This is a genomic window from Microbacterium sp. PF5 (assembly GCF_004794315.1).
Classification (GTDB): domain Bacteria; phylum Actinomycetota; class Actinomycetes; order Actinomycetales; family Microbacteriaceae; genus Microbacterium; species Microbacterium sufflavum.
Window position 1 is genome coordinate 64,018 of the sequence record NZ_SSDQ01000133.1, and the last position, 17,737, is coordinate 81,754.

The following is a 17,737-nucleotide window of genomic DNA, read 5'->3' on the forward strand; positions in this document are numbered from 1 at the left end:
CCCGCGGTCAGGGCCGGGCGTAGGACTCGAGCTCCGGCCCGGGGTGGAGCACGCCGTTCACGATCGCGCGGATCGCGAAGGCGCTGGCGTCGGCCAGGTCGACCGCGTCGGGGTGCAGCAGCCACTGCAGCTGCAGGCCGTCCATCACGGCGAGGATCGCGGCCGACGCCGCCGCGATCGTGTCGGGCTCGGTCACGCCCTCCTGCACGCAGAGCTCGCCGAAGGCGGCGGCGACCTCGCGGCGGAGGGTGGTGTAGCGGTCCTCGAAGTAGGGGCGGGAGGGGTGGTCGTCGGTCACCGATTCCGCCGAGAGCACGGTGTACGCCTGCACGATGCCCGGGCGCTTCTCGTTCGTGAGGGCCGTGCGCACGAGGTGCAGGAACAGCTCGGGGCCGTCGGGGATGTGCTTCTGGGCGAGCCCGGCGACGTCGTCCTGGTCGCGGTAGGCCAGCACCTCGAGCAGCAGCTTCTGCTTCGAGCCGAAGTGGTGGAGCACCCCGGCGTGCGTGATGCCGACCTGCTCGGCGACATCGGCGAGGGTGCCGTTGGTCGAGCCCTTGTTGCCGAAGATCTCGATGGCCGCCTTGAGGATCTGCTCGCGCTTCTCCCGCGTCGCCGGGCGCACCCGCACGGCGTGATCGCTCTCCGACATGCGTCGTCCTCTCCTCAACCGGCCCCGCTTGCCAACCAACTTACTCCTCGGTAACCTCACCTCAGCTTACTTTCTCGACAGTAAGCAAACCGCCGCCGCACAACGACCGTGCCCAAGGAGAAGCAATGAAGCTCAGAACGTCTCTGATCGCCGCCACCGCGATCACCGCACTCGGGGTCTCGGCCCTCGCCGGATGCTCGTCCGGAGGGTCGGACGACGCCGCAGCCGGCGGCGCCGCCCTCACCATCGCCAAGCCGGACGGCGCCATCACCACCGAGTCGAACAACCCGTTCGTCGGCGACTCCGCCGCGTCGAAGTACGGCTACGCCAAGGTCGTGTTCGAGACCCTGGCCCTGGTGAACCAGACGGGAGACCGCGGAACCACGCCGTGGCTCGCCGAGAGCCTCGAGTGGAACGACGACTACACGCAGCTCACGGTCGTCCCCCGCGAGGGCGTCACCTGGAGCGACGGCGAGCCGTTCACGGCCGACGACATCGTCTTCTCCTTCGAGACCGCCTCGATCCCCGCGCTCGACACCGCCGGCCTCAAGTACGAGGGAGCCGAGGTCGACGGCGACACGGTCGTGCTGAGCTTCGGCGACTCCAAGTACGTCAACCAGGCGCGCGTGCTGCACGTGCCCATCGTCCCCAAGCACATCTGGGAGAAGTTCGACGACCCGGCCACCGACCCCGTCAAGGGCGACGACCTCGTCGGCACCGGCCCCTACGCGATGGCGAACTGGTCGACCGAGTCGGTCACGCTCGACGCCCGCGACGACTACTGGGCCGGCGACCTCGCCGTGCCCGAGCTGCACTACGTCTCCTACGGCGACAACACCGCCCTCACCACGGCTCTCGCCAATGGCGACGCCGACTGGGCCCAGGCGTTCATCCCGCAGATCGAGGAGCAGTTCCTCTCGGCCGACCCCGAGCACAACCAGTTCCTCGCCTCCCCGACCACCGGCTCCGCCACGCTGTTCATGAACCTGCAGCAGAAGCCGTTCGACGACCCGGCCTTCCGGCAGGCGCTCGCCTGGGTGATCGACCGCGACGCCTACGTCGACATCGCCCGCGAAGGCGCCAGTGAGCCCGTCTGGTCGGTCACCGGCCTGTCGTCGATCCTCGAGGACGAGATCCAGCCCGAGTTCCAGGGCGTGGACTACAAGGTCGACGCCGACAAGGCGCGCGACCTGCTCGAGACCGCCGGGTACACCTGGAAGGACGACGCCCTGATCGACCCGGACGGCACGCCCGTGTCGTTCACGCTCTCCGTCCCGTCCGGCTGGAGCGACTGGAACACCGCACAGGAGCTCATCGCCGAAGACGTGAAGGACGGCATCGGCGCCGAGGTCAAGATCGACATGCCCGACTGGGGCGGCTGGGCCGACCCCCGCGACAACGGCACCTTCTCCGCGATCATCCACTGGCTGGAGGACAGCGGCACCGCCTACGGCCTGTACACCTCGACCATGGACCCGCGGTGGATCTCCCCCGAGGGCAAGGCCGGCTTCAACTTCGGCCGCTTCGACGACCCCGCGGCGACGACGGCGCTGAACACGTACGCGAACGCTTCGTCCGACGAGGAGCGCACCGCCGCGATCGACACGCTGCAGACGATCTTCTCGGAGCAGGTGCCGGCCATCCCGCTGGGCGCCCACCCGCTGCTGGGCGAGTTCAACACGCGCAACTACGTCGGCTGGCCCTCGGAGACCGACACGTACGCGTCGGCCGACCCCACGCAGCCGAACATCGTGCAGATCCTCACGAAGCTGAAGCCCGCCGAGTAGACCCGTCGTCTCGCTCCGACCGCTCAGGGACCGGTTCGCCCTCGGCGACCGGTTCCTGAGCGAGAAGCGGAGCGACGAGACGACGGACGCCTCCCACGAAGGACACCCCATGCCAGACCCCCTGCTCACCGTGCGCGACTTCTCGGTCGTGTACGACGTCGATCCGCCCGTCGCGGCGGTGAAGGACGTGACCCTCGAACTCCAGCGCGGCGAGATCCTCGGGCTCGCCGGGGAGAGCGGCTGCGGCAAGACCACGCTCGCCTACGGCGTGCAGCGGCTGCTGCGTGCTCCCGCCGTCATCACCGGGGGCAGTGTGACCTTCCACGATGCCTCCGGAGCGGACATCGACATCAACGCGCTCGACGTCGACGCGATGCAGCGATTCCGCTGGGACAAGGTGTCGATGGTGTTCCAGGGCGCGATGAACGCCCTCAACCCGGTCGCCACGGTCGGCTCGCAACTGGAGGACGTGTTCGAGATCCACCGTCCCGACATGAATCGGCGTCAGCGCAGGGCCGAGGCGGAGGAACTGCTCGAGATCGTGAAGGTCGGCCGCCAGCGCCACCGGTCTTTCCCGCACGAGCTGTCGGGCGGCATGCGCCAGCGCGTGATGATCGCGATGGCGCTCGCCCTGCGTCCGCAGCTGATGGTGATGGACGAGCCCACCACGGCGCTCGACGTGCTGGTGCAGCGCGAGATCCTGAAGCAGATCTCGCAGCTGCGGCGCGAGTTCGGGTTCTCGGTCGTCTTCATCACCCACGACCTGCCGCTGCTGCTCGAGATCAGCGACCGCATCGCGATCATGCGCGAGGGCGAGATCGTCGAGCTCGACACGGCCGAGCGCATCTGGAACGCGCCGCAGCACGAGTACACGCGGCGGCTGCTGTCGTCGTTCCCCCGGCTGACCGGCGAGAGAGGGGTGCTGGTGCGATGACCACGCTCGAGTTCCGACACGTCACCAAGAGCTACACCGTGCGCGGCGCCGGCCAGATCAAGGCCCTCGACGACGTGAGCTTCACCCTCGAGTCCGGACGCACGATCGGACTCGTCGGGCAGTCCGGCAGCGGCAAGTCCACGATCGCGAAGATCCTCACCCAGCTCGAGACCCCCACCAGCGGGGAGGTGCTGCTCGACGGCACCCCGATCCCGCGGCGCGGCAGGGGGCTGCGGAGCTACCGTCAGCAGCTGCGCATGGTGTTCCAGGATCCGTTCGCCTCGCTCAACCCCTCCCACTCCATCCGCTACCACCTGGAGCGGCCCATCCGCCTCGACGACGTCGTGCCGAAGAAGGACACCGATGCCGAGGTGCGGCGCCTGCTCGCCCGCGTGCGGCTCGACGCCGACGCCGTGATCGACCGCCGCCCGCACGAACTGTCGGGCGGCCAGCGGCAGCGTGTGGCCATCGCCCGCGCCCTCGCCTCCCGCCCGTCGCTGCTCGTGGCGGACGAGCCCGTGTCGATGCTCGACGTGTCGATCCGTCTCGGCGTGCTGAGCCTGCTCGCCGAGCTGCAGCGTGACGAGGGACTCGGCGTGCTCTACATCACGCACGACCTGGCCACCGCCCGCCACTTCAGCGACGAGATCATGGTGCTCAACCAGGGCCGCGTGGTCGAGTACGGCACCGCCGACGACGTCATCCTGAACCCGCAGAACCCCTACACCCGCGAGCTGCGCGCCGCCTCTCCCGACCCGGAGAAGCACTTCGCCGCCACCACGAACGGAGGTGCGCGGTGAGTACCGCCTTCCCCCAGCTGGACGACAACGACCTCGTCGCGCGCGACGCCCTCGAGGTCGGCACCACCGCGACGGCGGTCGACCGTGGCCGGCGTCGCGTGCCGTGGCGCTTCTTCGCCGGGCGCGCGGGCTTCTACCTCTTCACCCTGTGGGCGGCGATCACGATCAACTTCTTCCTGCCCCGGCTCATGAAGGGCGACGCGGTGAGCTCGTACCTCGCGCGCAACCCCAACGTGAGCCCGGAGGCCGCCGACGCCCTGCGCATCCTGCTCGGCATCGACTCCGACAAATCGGTGTGGCAGCAGTACGTCGAGTACTGGGGCATGCTGCTGCGCGGCGACCTGGGCATCTCCACGCTGCACGGTCTGCGTCCGGTCGCCGAGGTGCTCGCCTCCGCCCTCCCGTGGACGCTCGGGCTGGTCGGCATCGCGACGATCATCTCGTTCGCGATCGGCACGGTCGCCGGGGCCATCGTGGGGTGGAAGCGGGGCAGCAAGCTCGACGCGATCATCCCGGTGACCACCTTCTTCAACACGATCCCGTATTTCTGGCTCGGGCTCATCGCGATCGCCGTCTTCTCGTCGACGCTCAAGTGGTTCCCGTCGTCGCACGCCTACGACAAGGGGCAGTCGCCGGAGTGGAGCCTGGACTTCATCGGGCAGGTGATCATGCACGGCACCCTGCCCGCGCTCACCATCGTGGTGGCCTCGCTGGGCGGCTGGGTGCTCGGCATGCGCAACATGATGCTGACCGTGCTCGACGACGACTACATCACGGTCGCGCAGGCGAAGGGCATGCCGAACCGGCGCGTGCTGTGGGCCTACGCCGCCCGCAACGCCGTGCTCCCGCAGATCCAGAGCTTCGCGCTGTCGATCGGCTTCATCGTGGGCGGCACCATCGTCATGGAGATGGTGTTCAGCTATCCCGGTGTCGGCAAGCTGCTGCTCGACGCCACCAACGCCAAGGACTTCGCGCTCATGCAGGGCGTGTTCCTGGTGATCACGCTGTCGGTGCTCGTGGCCAACATCCTCGCCGACGTGGTCTACGCCTACCTCGACCCGCGCACCCGCCAGACGGAGGCCTGACATGACCGTTCCCACCACCGCCGCAGGCACCGCCCCCGACGGCTCCCCTGTCGCCTCGGGCATGCCGGAGACCGCGACCCTGCGCACCGCGCCGTCGGGCGACCCGCACCGCGCGACGTTCCGGTCGCAGCTCGGCCAGGCGTTCGCGATGTTCCGCAACCCGAAGTCCCTGGCCGGGCTCATCATCCTCGGGATCTTCGTGCTCGTCGCGATCCTGGCCCCGTGGATCGCCCCATACGGACCCACCCAGAAGGACCGCACCGCGCTCCGCCAGCCGCCGTCGTGGGAGCACTGGCTCGGGACGACGCACATGGGGGAGGACGTGCTGAGCCAGATCATCTACGGCACGCGCGGGGTGATCGTCGTCGGCTTCCTCGCCGCGTTCATCGCCACCATCATCGCCATCACGGTCGGCGTGATCGCCGGGTACGTGCGCGGCTGGAAGAGCGAGTCGCTGTCGGCGCTGACGAACGTCTTCCTCGTGATCCCCGGCATCCCGCTGATCATCATCATCGCGTCGCAGTTCGACAACCCGCCGCTGATCGTGATCGCCGCCGTGCTCGGGCTCACCGGGTGGGCGTGGGGTGCGCGCGTGCTCCGGGCGCAGACCATGTCGCTGCGCAACCGCGACTTCATCCAGGCCGCCCGCGCCAACGGCGAGCCGCTGCGCCGCATCATCACGGTCGAGATGCTGCCGAACCTGATGGCGCTCATCGCGTCGAGCTTCGTCGGCACCGTGACCGCCGCGATCCTCGGCCTCACGACGCTCGCGTTCATCGGGGTGATCCCGGTGAGCAACCTCAACTGGGGCACGATCCTGTTCTGGGCGCAGCAGAACGGCGCCTTCCCCCGGTTGTGGTGGTGGTACGTGCCCGCGGGGCTCTGCATCGCCATCATCGGCGTGGCCCTGTCGCTGATCAACTTCGGGATCGACGAGTATGTGAACCCGCGGCTGCGTTCCGCCGGAGAGCGCGCACGGGCCATGAAGAAGAAGGGGCTCGACGTGAACGCGCCGGTCACGGCCGTGCGCTCCGTCCCCCTGCCGACGACCGACACCACCGATACGACGACACAGAACACGAAGTGATGACCTCTCTGCTCCCGACGACCACCCTTCCGTACCAGAACCCCTCCCTGCCGATCCCCGAGCGCGTCGCCGACCTCCTCTCCCGCATGAGCGTGGAGGAGAAGGTCGGGCAGATGCTGCAGCTCGACGCCCGTGACGACCTCGACGACCACGTGCTGCGGCGTCACGTCGGCTCGATCCTGCACACGTCTCCCGAGCGCATCGTGCGGGCGAACGAGCTCACGGCGCAGACCCGCCTGCGCATCCCCCTGCTCGTGGGCGAGGACTGCATCCACGGCCACTCGTTCTGGCCGGGTGCGACGATCTACCCCACCCAGCTGGGCATGGCCGCGACGTGGGACGCCGGGCTGCTGGAGCGCGTCGCGCGGGCCACCGCGGAGGAGGTCGCGGTCACCGGCATCCACTGGACCTTCTCTCCCGTGCTGTGCATCGCGCGCGACCTGCGGTGGGGCCGGATCAACGAGACGTTCGGCGAGGACCCGTTCCTGATCGGCGAGCTCGCGAGCGCCATGGTGCGCGGCTACCAGGGCGACGGGCTCGACGACCCGACCGCGATCCTCGCGACCGCCAAGCACTTCGCGGGGTACTCCGAGACGCAGGGCGGACGGGATGCGAGCGAGGCCGACATCTCGCGCCGCAAGCTGCGCTCCTGGTTCCTGCCGCCGTTCGAGCGCGTGGCCCGCGAGGGCTGCCGCACGTTCATGCTCGGCTACCAGACCACCGACGGCGTGCCGATCACCCTGAACGACTGGCTGCTCAGCGACGTGCTGCGCGACGAGTGGGGCTACACCGGCACCCTCATCACCGACTGGGACAACGTCGGGCGCATGGTGTGGGAGCAGCGCATCCAGCCCGACCTGACCCAGGCGGCCGCGGCCGCGGTGCGCGCGGGCAACGACATGGTCATGACCACGCCCGGGTTCTTCGAGGGCGCGTTCGACGCGGTGGCGCAGGGGCTGCTGCCCGACGACGCGTTCGACGACGCGGTCGCTCGCATCCTCACGCTCAAGTTCGAGCTCGGGCTGTTCGAGGATCCGCGACTGCCGCGCGCAGACCTGTCGTCCGTGGTGGGCAGCGCCGCGCACGCCGAGCTGAACCTGGAGACGGCGCGACGCTCCCTCGTGCTGCTGGAGAACGACAGCGTGCTGCCGCTCGACCCCGCCGCCCCGCTGCGCATCGCCGTGACGGGACCCCTGGCCGATGACGCACAGACGCAGCTGGGCGACTGGGCGGGAGGTTCGGGTCAGGCGGGGTGGCTCGACGGGCAGCCGCGCGACATGATCACGACCGTGCTCGACGGGCTGCGCGCGGTGGACGGCTGGCGCGTGACGCACACGCGCGGCGCCGACATCCTCACCCTCGAGGACGACCCGCGGGGCATGCACTTCCCCGACAAGCAGCCGCGGCCGCCGGTGGTGCGGCCGTGTGCGCCCGACGCGGCGCTGATCGCGGAGGCCGTGGCCGACGCCGAGGCCGCCGACGTCGTGGTCGCGGTGGTCGGCGACCGGATCGAGCTCGTGGGTGAGGGCCGCTCGACGGCCACGCTCGAGCTCATCGGCGGCCAGAACGCGCTGCTGGACGCGCTGATCGACACCGGCACGCCGGTCGTGATCGTGCTGCTCGCGTCGAAGCCGCTCGTGCTCCCGGCGTCGGCGCAGCGCGCGGCGGCCGTGATCTGGGCGGCCAACCCCGGGATGCAGGGCGGTCGCGCGCTCGCCGAGGTCATGGCGGGCCTGGTCGAGCCGTCCGGCCGACTGCCGATCTCGTTCGCGCGCCACGTGGGACAGCAGCCGACCTACTACAACCAGATCCGCGGACAGCACGGCGACCGGTACGCCGACCTCACGCAGTCGCCCGCCTGGGCGTTCGGCGAGGGGCGCTCGTACACCACGGTCGAGTACTCCGACCTGGAGCTGGAGGCGGAGGCTCTCACCCCGGACGACACGGTCGTCGGTCACGTGACCGTGACGAACACGGGAGCCCGGCCCGCGCGCGAGACCGTGCAGGTGTACGTGCGCGACGAGGTCACGAGCGTGAGCTGGACCGATCGGGAGCTCAAGGCGTATCGCCAGGTCGACGTGTCGCCGGGGGAGTCCGTGCGGGTGCGGGTGGAGGTGCCGGCGGCCGAGTGCACGATCGTCGATGCGGCGGGGGTGCGCCGGGTGGAGCCCGGCGCGTTCACGCTGCTGGTCGGCCCGAGCTCGCGCGAGGAGGTGCTGCGGGCGGCGGGGTTCCGCATCGGCTGAGGCGGTGGGGCGGAGGGTGGACGGACGAGTTCGCTCGATTTGAGCTCAAGCGCGCTTGAGGTCTTACGGTGGAAGGGTGACCCGGAAGTTCCCCGCATGACCATCGACCCCCGCCCCCACCCCGCCGCCCCCGTCCCGTCCGCCGTCGGCGAGGGACTCAAGGCCGCGTTCCGCGCGCACCCCGCCGGTGTCGCGATCATCACGGCTCAGGGCCCCGATGGTCCGGTGGGCCTCACCGCCTCCAGCGTGTCGTCCGTGGCGGTCGATCCCGCCGCGATCATGTTCTCGGTCACGCGGGCGACCGGGAGCGCCGGGGCGATCCTGTCCGCGCCGAGCTTCGTGGTGCACCTGATCGACGACGAGCACTCCGACCTCGCCCAGAGCTTCGCCGTGAGCGGTGCCGAGCGGTTCACGTCGCAGCAGGGCTGGACGACGCTGCCGACCGGCGAGCCGCACCTCCCGGAGGCGAGGGTCGCGCTGCGCTGCCGCCCGCTGCACACCGTGCCCGTCGGCTCCTCGACGGTCGTGATCGCGGAGGTCCTGGAGGTGCTGCCGGGGCGACCCGCCCGCCCGCTGGTGTACGTGGACCGCCGGTTCCACGCCCTGCCGCACGTCCCCGCCGTCTGACCCCGACTGCCCGGCGGCGGTCCGGCCCGTCGTCAGGCGAGCGAGAGGAACAGCTTCTCGAGCTCGGGCAGGGAGACGTCGTCCCCGTCCTCCGGGCCGTCGAGGCAGTCCCTCATCGCGGTGGCGATGATCTGGAAGCCCGCCTTGTCGAGCGCGGAGGTGACGGCGGAGAGCTGCGTGACGACCGCTCGGCAGTCGCTGCCGGCCTCGACGGCCGCGATCACGGCGCCGAGCTGACCCTGCGCGCGCTTGAGGCGGTTGGCGATCTTGCGTTGCGTCTCGGCATCGGTGGTGGACATGGCGGCTCCCTGATCGTCGGCTGAGAACTCATCATACCCCCAGGGGTATAGTGATGGATACCCACCGGGGTATCGAGAGGAGTCATCCATGTGCCGAGCCGTCCGTTGCCGAACCTGCGGAAAGACCACCTGGGCGGGATGTGGTCAGCACGTCGACGCCGTCCGCCAGACCGTACCGAGGTCGGACTGGTGCGGCGGACACGCCGACGAGCAGCCCACCGGCGGCTTCCTGTCGCGGTTGTTCGGCCGATGAGTGCCGCGCCCCTCACGGTCGTGATCGTCGGCGGGGTCGCGGGCGGGATGTCCGCCGCCACCCGACTGCGCCGACTGGACGAGTCCGCGCACATCGTCGTCTTCGAGCGCGGGCCGGAGGTGTCATACGCCAACTGCGGCCTCCCGTACTACGTGGGCGGGGTGATCCAGGACCGCGAGGCGCTGCTGCTGCAGACCCCCGAGTCGCTGCACCGCCGCTTCCGGCTCGACGTGCGCGTGCGCCACGAGGTCGTGCACATCGACACCGACCGCCGCGTCGTCGAGGTCGAAGGGCCCGACGGGCAGCGGATGCTCCAGCCGTACGATCGCCTCGTGCTCGCCACCGGAGCTCGCCCGCGCCGCGACGAGCCCGACGCGGGACCGCCCGTGCGCAGCCTGCGCACGGTCGACGATGCCGACGCGATCCACGCCGCGGCACGACCCGGGCTGCCCGTGGTCGTGGTCGGCGGCGGTTACACGGGGCTGGAGGCCGTCGAGAACCTCGTCGCCCGTGGCGCCGCGGTCACGCTCGTGCAGCGCGGGCCCCAGCTGCTCTCCCCGCTCGACCCCGAGATGGTCGCACCGCTCGCCGAGGAGCTGCGGGTGCGCGGGGTGGACGTACGGCTCGGCGTCGAGATCACCGCGTCCGCGCCGGGTGCCGTGACCCTGAGCGACGGGACCGTCGTGGCCGCCGAGTTCGTGGTGGACGCGTCGGGAGTGGTGCCCGAGGTCGGGCTCGCGCGGGACGCGGGCATCCGGATCGGCGAGACGGGCGGGATCGCGGTGGACGACGCCTGCCGCACCAGCGCCCCCGACGTGTTCGCGGTGGGCGACGGTGTCGAGAAGAGCGACCTGGTGGGCGGCGGCCCCGCACTCATCACGATGGCGGGACTCGCGAATCGGCACGGCCGGATGGTGGCCGACCTCATCGCGGGCCGGGTCGAGGCTGCGTCACCGGCCGTCGGCACCGGCATCGTGGGCGTGTTCGGGCTCGCGCTCGCCAAGACCGGCTGGAGCGAACGGCAGCTCCGCGCCGCCGGTCGTGAGTTCTACGTCGTGCACGTGCACCCGGGCTCGCACGCGGGCTACTACCCCGGTGCGGAGACGCTGTCGATGAAGCTCCTGGCCGACCCGGCGAGCGACCGCATCCTCGGCGCGCAGGTGGTGGGTCGCGACGGGGTCGACAAGCGCATCGACGTGATCGCCACCGCGATGCAGGCGGGCGTCACGGCCGCGGGGCTCGCTCGGCTCGAGCTCGCCTATGCGCCGCAGTTCGGCTCGGCGAAGGACCCGGTCAACATGCTCGGCTACGTGGCCGAGAACACGCGCACCGGCACCACCCCCACCGTGCAGTGGCACGGGCTCGACGACGCCGTGCGCGCGGGGGCCGTGCTCATCGATGTGCGCTCCCCCGCGGAGCACGCGGCCGGCGCGATCCCCGGCGCGCTCAACGTCCCGCTGGACGAGTTGCGCGACCGCCTCGACGAGCTGCCGGCGGGGCCACTGGTCGTCCACTGCCAGGTGGGGCTCCGCGGTCACATCGCGACGCGGCTGCTGCGGCAGGACGGACGCGACGTGCGCAACCTCGACGGCGGCTACCGCACCTGGCGTGACGGCACGGTGCGGTAGCGCGCCGGAGTCGCGGGGCCTCAGTCGCTGGCGAGCTTCGCGGCGAACTCCCGTTCCACGTCGACGTAGTGGTCGTCGGCCACGTCGTAGACCACCTGGTGGATCTCACCGCCCGTGAAGGCGAAGCGGTTGGGGTAGGCGGTGGTCACGGTGTCGCCCGAGTCGTAGCCGACGCTCAGTCCCTCGCCCGTGAGGGCGTAGCGGCCGAGCTGGGTGCGGATCGGGATCGACTCGACGGCCTCGTCGTCGACGTAGAGCGTGAGCGTGCCGAGCGCTTCGCCGTGGTCGCCGCTGCCCTCCTTCTCGAAGCCGACGCCGACGATGTGGCGGCCCTCGGTCGGCGCGGCGGTGCCGACCCGCTGCTCGGGCGGGATGCCGAGGAAGTTGTACACGAACGACAGCGTGCCGTCCTGCACGTACAGGCTGTAGCCGCCGAAGCGCGAGCCCTGGGCGACGATCACGCCCTCGGTCGCCGCGGTGAAGTCTACGTCGGCGAGGATCTTGAACGACACCTGCTGCGTGCGTGCGGCGAGCTGCTCCTGCACCTCGGTGGTCTCCGGGTAGTACGTGAAGCGGCCGTCGGCGGGCACCGGCAGGTGGTACTCGTACTTGATGAAGTCGGCGACGCCCAGGTCGTTCAGGGGCAGCACGTCGTACTTCTTGGCCTCTTCGAGCCAGAGCGCCGTGAGCTCCTCCAGCTTCTCGGGGTACTGCTCGGCGAGGTCCACGGCCTCCGCCCTGTCCTCGTCGACGTGGAACAGCTGCCAACGGTCCTCGTCGAAGTGCCCCAGGCCGATCGGGACGGGGCCGTGCTCGGCGACGGCCTTCCACCCCTTGCTCCAGATACCGCGCGTGCCGAGCATCTCGTAGTACTGCGTCTGCTTGGTGGTGGGGGCGTCCGCGGCGTCGAAGGAGTAGTTCATCGGCACCCCGGGCATCGGCGTCTGCTCCACGCCGTCCACGACGGTCGGCGCCTCGACGCCGCACGCCTCCAGGATCGTCGGCACGATGTCGGTGCAGTGGTGGTACTGGTTGCGCACCTCCCCGCGCGCCGTGATCCCCGCGGGCCAGTGGATGATCAGCGGGTCGGCCGAGCCGCCCGCGTAGGAGTAGCGCTTGAACATGCGGAACGGCGTGGAGAACGCCATCGCCCAGCCGGTCGGGTAGTGGTTGTAGGCGTCGGGCCCGCCGAGCTTGTCGATCATCGTCAGGTTGCGTGCGACGTCTTCGGGGTAGCCGTTGAAGAACAGGTTCTCGTTGATCGAGCCGTTCGGGCTGCCCTCGCCGGAGGCGCCGTTGTCTGCGGCGTAGATGATGAGCGTGTTGTCGAGCTGTCCCGACTTCTCCAGGTGCTCGATGATGCGGCCGACCTGCGCATCGGTGTATTCGCTGAACCCCGCGTACACCTCCGCGGTCCGCGAGAACAGCGCCTTCTCCTCGTCGGTCAGCTCCGCCCACGGACGCACGCTGTCGACCTCGGCGAACGTGCCGGGCGTCATCGGGTTCATGTCGGTCAGCTGCGTGCCCTCCGGCAGGATGCCGCGCTCGATCATGCGCGGCAGCACCCACTCGCGGTACGCCTCGTAGCCGTCGTCGAACACGCCCCGGTACTTGTCGATGTACTCCTGCGGGGCGTGGTGCGGGGCGTGGTTCGCGCCGGGGCAGAACCACAGGTACCACGGCTTGTCCGGGTTCGACTGCTTCGTGTCGCGCAGCATCCGGATCGCCTGATCCGCGAGGTCCTTGGACAGGTGATACCCGTCCTCGGGCTGGGAGGGCTGGTCGATGTAGTGGTTGTCGACGGCCAGATCGGGGTACCACTGGTTGGTCTCGCCGCCGATGAAGCCGTAGAACCGGTCGAAGCCGTGCCCGAGCGGCCATTCGCTGCGGTCCGAGCCGCTGGAGATCGCGTTGATCGGCACGTTGTGGTTCTTGCCGACCCAGTACGTGGACCAGCCGTTGTCGCGGAGGATGCGCGCGAGCGGCGCGTTCGACTTCGGGATGTGCCCGTTGTAGCCAGGGAACCCCGTTGAGGTCTCGGAGATCGTGGCGTAGCCGTTCTGGTGGTGCGTGCGTCCGGTGAGGAACGTCGACCGGGTGGGCGAGCACAGAGCGGTCGTGTGCCACTGCGAATAGGTGAGGCCGTTGTCGGCGAGGCGCTGGAGCGTGGGCATGTGGATGCGCCCGCCGTACGGCTCCCACGCCGCGAGACCCGTGTCGTCGAACAGGATCACCAGCACGTTCGGCGCACCCTCCGGCGCCTTGGTGAGCTCGTACGCCCCCCAGTCAGGCGTCGAGTCGCGGATGTCGAGTTCGATCTTCCCCTGGAACTCCCGAGCCATGATGTCTCCCTCCGGTCGGAACACGTGTCTGCTCGGCACGGTATCGAGGGCGCAAAGGGGGGGACAGGTGGCTCTCGCAGGATCACCAGGGTGATTCCCGCGGGGGCCGTCGTGGCCGCAGCGGGTCAGACCAGGCGGGCGGTCGTGCCGCGCACGTTGAGCTCGTACGGCAGCGCGGCCGGGGGCCGTACGGCCTCGGGATCGGTGAGCTTCGCCAGGACGGCATCCGCCGCGCGCTCGCCCTGCCCGAGGGGGAACTGGTCGACCGTGGTGAGGCGGAAGAACTCGCCGAGCTCGTGGCCGTCGATGCCCACGATCGACAGGTCCTCCGGCACGCGGAATCCGAGGTCGCGGGCGGCGAGGAGCGCCCCGATCGCCATCTCGTCCGAGGCGGCGAACACCGCGGTAGGGCGCGGGCCGGGGCGGCCCAGCAGCTGCTTCGCGGCCCGGTAGCCGCCCTCGACCGTGAAGTCGGCCGGCTCCAGGAACGCCGGCTGCAGCGGGATCCCGGCCGTCGCGAGGGCCCGCTCGAACCCGAGTCGGCGGTTGGTGGGGATGTGGAAGTCGAGGTCGAACTCCGGGTTCGCGCCGATGTGCGCGATCTGGGTGTGGCCGAGTCCGATGAGGTGCTCCGTGGCGAGCTGTGCGACCGCGACGTCGTCGACCGTGAGCGTGTCGAGCTTCGGGTTCGGGCCGCCGATCGCGATCACGGGCAGCCCGAGGTCGAGCAGCTGCTGCGTCTCGTCCTCGTCGAGCTCGATCGACACGGCGATCACCGCGTCCACGCGCTGCCGTCGCAGGAATGTGCCGAACACGTCACGGCGCACGTCCTCGTCGGCGGTGATGTTGTAGAGCGTGATGTCGTAGCCGGCGCGCATGAGCGCGGCGGACACCCCCGACAGCACCGTGCTGAAGAACCACCGGTCGAGGAACGGCACCACCACGCCGATGTTGCGCGTGCGACCCGAGGCGAGGCTCGAGGCCCGCGACGACACCACGTAGCCGAGCGACTGCGCGGCCGCGCGCACGCGCTCGCGCGCCGACTCCGAGACCTGCCCTCGTCCGCTCAGCGCGCGGGAGACGGTCGCGGTGGAGACGCCGGCGAGCCGGGCGACCTCGTCGATGCTCGCCATGGGTCCTCCTGGGGTTCCTGTTCCGTCGCGGTCGCGCGCTGCGGGCAGCGTCTGCGACCGCGACGGGAACGGGCGGGTCAGGCCGCGGTGGTGTACCAGACGGCGGTGTCGACCGGCAGGTCGGGGCCGTCGAAGGGCTGGCTGCGCAGCACGATCAGGGCGCCGTCCGGCAGGGGGAGCGGGGCGGTGCCGAGGTTGGCGAGCACGTGCACCTCGCCGCGGCGGAACGCGACCGCGTCGGGCCCCGCGTCCTCCCACACGAGGGAGCCGGTGCCGAAGCCGTGTTCGCGGCGCCCGGCGAGCAGGCGCTTGTACAGGGCGAGGGTCGACGCGGGGTCGACCTCCTCCACGTCGCGGGCATGGGCCGCCCAGTCCGCGGGCTGCGGGAGCCACGACAGCCCGGTGTCGTTGAAGCCGAACGCGGGGGCCTCGGCCTCCCACGGCAGCGGCACGCGGCAGCCGTCGCGGCCGTAGCGCTCGCCGTTGGTGCGGAACCACGTGGGGTCCTGCCGGAACTCGTCCGGGATCTCCATGGCCTCGGGCAGCCCGAGCTCCTCGCCCTGGTACAGGTACGCCGAGCCGGGGAGGGCCAGCATCAGGGTCGTGGCGGCGCGGGCGCGCGCCAGGCCGATCGCGGTGTCGGGCTTGTCGGGCGTGTTCGGCCCGATGCCCTCGCCCTGCGGGTTCTCGGACGTGAGGGCCAGGCGCGAGGCGTGGCGCACGACATCGTGGTTCGACAGCACCCAGGTGCTGGGCGCGCCGACCGCGCCGAACTCGTCGAGCGACTCGCGGATCACATCGCCCAGGGCCTTCGCGTCCCACTCGGTCATGAGATACGGGAAGTTGAAGGTCTGGTGCATCTCGTCGGGCCGCACCCACAGCGCGGTCTCCTTGAGCGTCGGCATCCAGGCCTCGCCGCACAGCGCGCGGTCGCCGTCGTACTCGGCCAGCACGCGATGCCAGTCGCGGTAGATCTCGTGCACGCCGTCCTGGCCCCAGTACGGCACGTTCGACTCGCCGCCGCCCATGGAGTCGGCGTCGGTGGGGGGCGTGTAGTCGGGCAGCCCCTCGGTCTTGATCATGCCGTGGGCCACGTCGACCCGGAAGCCGTCGACCCCACGGTCGAGCCAGAAGCGCAGGATGGAGCGGAACTCCTCCTGCACCTCCTCGTTGTTCCAGTCGAAGTCGGGCTGCGTGGCGTCGAAGATGTGCAGGTACCACTGGCCGGGCGTGCCGTCGGCCTCGGTCACGCGCTGCCACATGCCGCCGCCGAAGACCGACTCCCAGTTGTTGGGCGGCAGCTCGCCGTTCTCGCCCCTGCCGTCGCGGAAGATGTAGCGCGCACGCTCCGGGCTGCCCGGTCCCGCGGCGAGGGCCGCCTGGAACCACGGGTGCTGGTCGGACGAGTGGTTGGGCACCAGGTCGACGATCACGCGGATGCCGCGGTCGTGTGCGGCGGCGAGCATGTCGTCGAAGTCGGAGAGGGTGCCGAACAGCGGGTCGACGTCGCGGTAGTCGGCGACGTCGTAGCCGGCGTCGCGCTGCGGGCTCGTCATGAACGGGCTGAGCCAGATCGCATCGACGCCGAGCTCCTGCAGGGAGTCGAGCCGGCGCGTGATCCCCGGCAGGTCGCCGATGCCGTCGCCCGACGCGTCCGCGAAGGAGCGGGGGTAGATCTGGTAGATGACGGCGCTGCGCCACCACTCGGTACCGGGGGCTGCGAACTGTTCGAGCTGTGCCATGCGAACAGGCTACTGCAAACGCTTACACTCTGACCACCACGCGGATCGAATCGGTTCGGAGCAGTCCGCGTACCCGGTCGGTGGCGTGCTGTTTCCATCGCCCGGCGGCTCCCGTCGCCGACAGTGGCCGGGCGATGGGGGCACGGTCACGGCGTGGGCATGCCGCCGTTCACGTTCAGCGTCTCGCCGATCACGTAGCTCGACTCCGGCGACGCGAGGAACACATATGCCGGCGCGAGCTCGGCCGGCTGCCCCATGCGGCCGAGGGGCGTGTCCTCGCCGAACTTCTCGATCTTCTCCTGGGGCTGTCCGTCGCTGGGCTGCAGCGGCGTCCAGATCGGGCCCGGCGCCACCGCGTTCACGCGGATGCCCTTCGGCGCGAGCTGCTGGGCGAGACCCTTCGTGAACGCGTTGATCGTGGACTTCGTGGAGGCGTAGTCGACCAGGATGTCCGACGGCGAGTACGCCTGGATGGACGTGGTGTTGATGATGGTCGACCCGGCGGGCAGGTGCGGGAGCGCGGCCTTCGTGATCCAGAACATGGCGTACACGTTGGTCTTGAACGTGTCGTCGAACTGCTCGTCGGTCAGGTCGGTCAGCGACTCGCGGTACACCTGCTTGCCGCCGTTGTTGACGAGGATGTCGAGCCCGCCCAGGGCGGCCACGGCCTCGGCCACGAGCGTGCGGCAGTACTCCGGGTCGCGCAGGTCGCCGGGGATCGTGGCGACCGTCGCTCCGGCGTCGCGGAGGAGTCCGGCGATGCGGCTCGCGTCCGCCTCCTCCTCGGGCAGGTAGGAGATCGCCACGTCGGCGCCCTCCCTGGCGAACGCGATCGCGGTGGCGGCGCCGATGCCGGAGTCGCCCCCGGTGATCAGGGCCTTGCGTCCGGTGAGACGCCCCGTGCCGCGGTAGGTGTCCTCGCCGAGGTCGGCCTTCGGGGTCAGGTCGGCGTCGAGGCCCGGCTCCGGCATGTGCTGCTTCTGCGGCTGGATGTCGGCGTAGAGCTCGGCGGGGTTCGTGAAGGTGTACTGGTCGCGGGACATGGTCGTCCTTTCCGGGGGATCGTGGACTGGCTCCCATCGTCGGATCGGTACCGAGAGGCCGCAAACGCCTTGCACGCCC

14 protein-coding genes are annotated in these 17,737 nt (G+C 70.5%); 8 read left to right on the top strand and 6 right to left on the bottom strand.

The window, feature by feature from the left end; all coding sequences use genetic code 11:
• Positions 1 to 7: 7 nt before the first annotated feature.
• Complete coding sequence (locus DW297_RS12240) at positions 8 to 652, bottom strand: TetR/AcrR family transcriptional regulator (protein ID WP_136032760.1); 645 nt, start codon at positions 650 to 652, stop codon at positions 8 to 10.
• 125 nt (positions 653 to 777) lie between these two features.
• Between DW297_RS12240 and DW297_RS12245 the strand changes: the two genes are divergently transcribed.
• From DW297_RS12245 to DW297_RS12275, 7 genes are all read left to right on the top strand, one after another.
• A complete protein-coding gene (locus tag DW297_RS12245; protein ID WP_136032762.1) occupies positions 778 to 2,439 on the top strand; it encodes an ABC transporter substrate-binding protein in 1,662 nt (553 codons plus the stop codon).
• 109 nt (positions 2,440 to 2,548) lie between these two features.
• A complete protein-coding gene (locus tag DW297_RS12250; RefSeq protein WP_136032764.1) occupies positions 2,549 to 3,373 on the top strand; it encodes an ABC transporter ATP-binding protein in 825 nt (274 codons plus the stop codon).
• Positions 3,370 to 4,173 (top strand): ABC transporter ATP-binding protein, encoded by an 804-nt coding sequence (locus tag DW297_RS12255; RefSeq protein WP_136032766.1) that lies wholly within the window; start codon positions 3,370 to 3,372, stop codon positions 4,171 to 4,173. Before DW297_RS12250 ends, DW297_RS12255 begins: the two co-directional genes overlap by 4 nt.
• Entirely contained in the window at positions 4,170 to 5,258 is a 1,089-nt protein-coding gene (locus DW297_RS12260) for an ABC transporter permease (RefSeq protein ID WP_136032768.1), read from the top strand. Before DW297_RS12255 ends, DW297_RS12260 begins: the two co-directional genes overlap by 4 nt.
• Position 5,259: 1 nt before the next feature.
• Complete coding sequence (locus DW297_RS12265; protein WP_205814343.1) at positions 5,260 to 6,345, top strand: ABC transporter permease; 1,086 nt, start codon at positions 5,260 to 5,262, stop codon at positions 6,343 to 6,345.
• Complete coding sequence (locus tag DW297_RS12270; protein WP_136032770.1) at positions 6,345 to 8,591, top strand: exo-beta-d-1,3/1,6-glucosidase; 2,247 nt, start codon at positions 6,345 to 6,347, stop codon at positions 8,589 to 8,591. Before DW297_RS12265 ends, DW297_RS12270 begins: the two co-directional genes overlap by 1 nt.
• 96 nt (positions 8,592 to 8,687) lie before the next feature.
• Positions 8,688 to 9,218: a flavin reductase family protein gene (locus DW297_RS12275; RefSeq protein ID WP_136032772.1), complete on the top strand. Its 531-nt coding sequence runs from the start codon at positions 8,688 to 8,690 to the stop codon at positions 9,216 to 9,218.
• 32 nt (positions 9,219 to 9,250) lie between these two features.
• Here DW297_RS12275 and DW297_RS12280 read toward each other — a convergent pair whose 3' ends face one another.
• Positions 9,251 to 9,517, bottom strand: coding sequence for a metal-sensitive transcriptional regulator (locus tag DW297_RS12280; RefSeq protein ID WP_136032774.1), 267 nt, complete (start codon positions 9,515 to 9,517; stop codon positions 9,251 to 9,253).
• Positions 9,518 to 9,766: 249 nt separating this feature from the next.
• On the opposite strand from DW297_RS12280, the gene DW297_RS12285 reads away from it, so the two are divergent.
• On the top strand, positions 9,767 to 11,398 hold the full coding sequence (locus DW297_RS12285) for an FAD-dependent oxidoreductase (RefSeq protein ID WP_136032776.1): 1,632 nt from the start codon (positions 9,767 to 9,769) through the stop codon (positions 11,396 to 11,398).
• 20 nt (positions 11,399 to 11,418) lie between these two features.
• On the opposite strand, the gene DW297_RS12290 is transcribed toward DW297_RS12285, so the two are convergent.
• From DW297_RS12290 to DW297_RS12305, 4 genes are all read right to left on the bottom strand, one after another.
• Positions 11,419 to 13,740, bottom strand: coding sequence for an arylsulfatase (locus DW297_RS12290; protein ID WP_136032778.1), 2,322 nt, complete (start codon positions 13,738 to 13,740; stop codon positions 11,419 to 11,421).
• A 125-nt stretch (positions 13,741 to 13,865) separates the two neighbouring features.
• On the bottom strand, positions 13,866 to 14,873 hold the full coding sequence (locus DW297_RS12295) for a LacI family DNA-binding transcriptional regulator (protein WP_136032780.1): 1,008 nt from the start codon (positions 14,871 to 14,873) through the stop codon (positions 13,866 to 13,868).
• Between the two features lie 77 nt (positions 14,874 to 14,950).
• The gene (locus DW297_RS12300) at positions 14,951 to 16,615 is read right to left on the bottom strand and encodes a glycoside hydrolase family 13 protein (protein ID WP_136032782.1); all 1,665 of its coding nucleotides are present in this window, start codon (positions 16,613 to 16,615) and stop codon (positions 14,951 to 14,953) included.
• Positions 16,616 to 16,761: 146 nt separating this feature from the next.
• Positions 16,762 to 17,658: an SDR family oxidoreductase gene (locus DW297_RS12305; RefSeq protein ID WP_136032784.1), complete on the bottom strand. Its 897-nt coding sequence runs from the start codon at positions 17,656 to 17,658 to the stop codon at positions 16,762 to 16,764.
• Between the last annotated feature and the right edge of the window lie 79 nt (positions 17,659 to 17,737).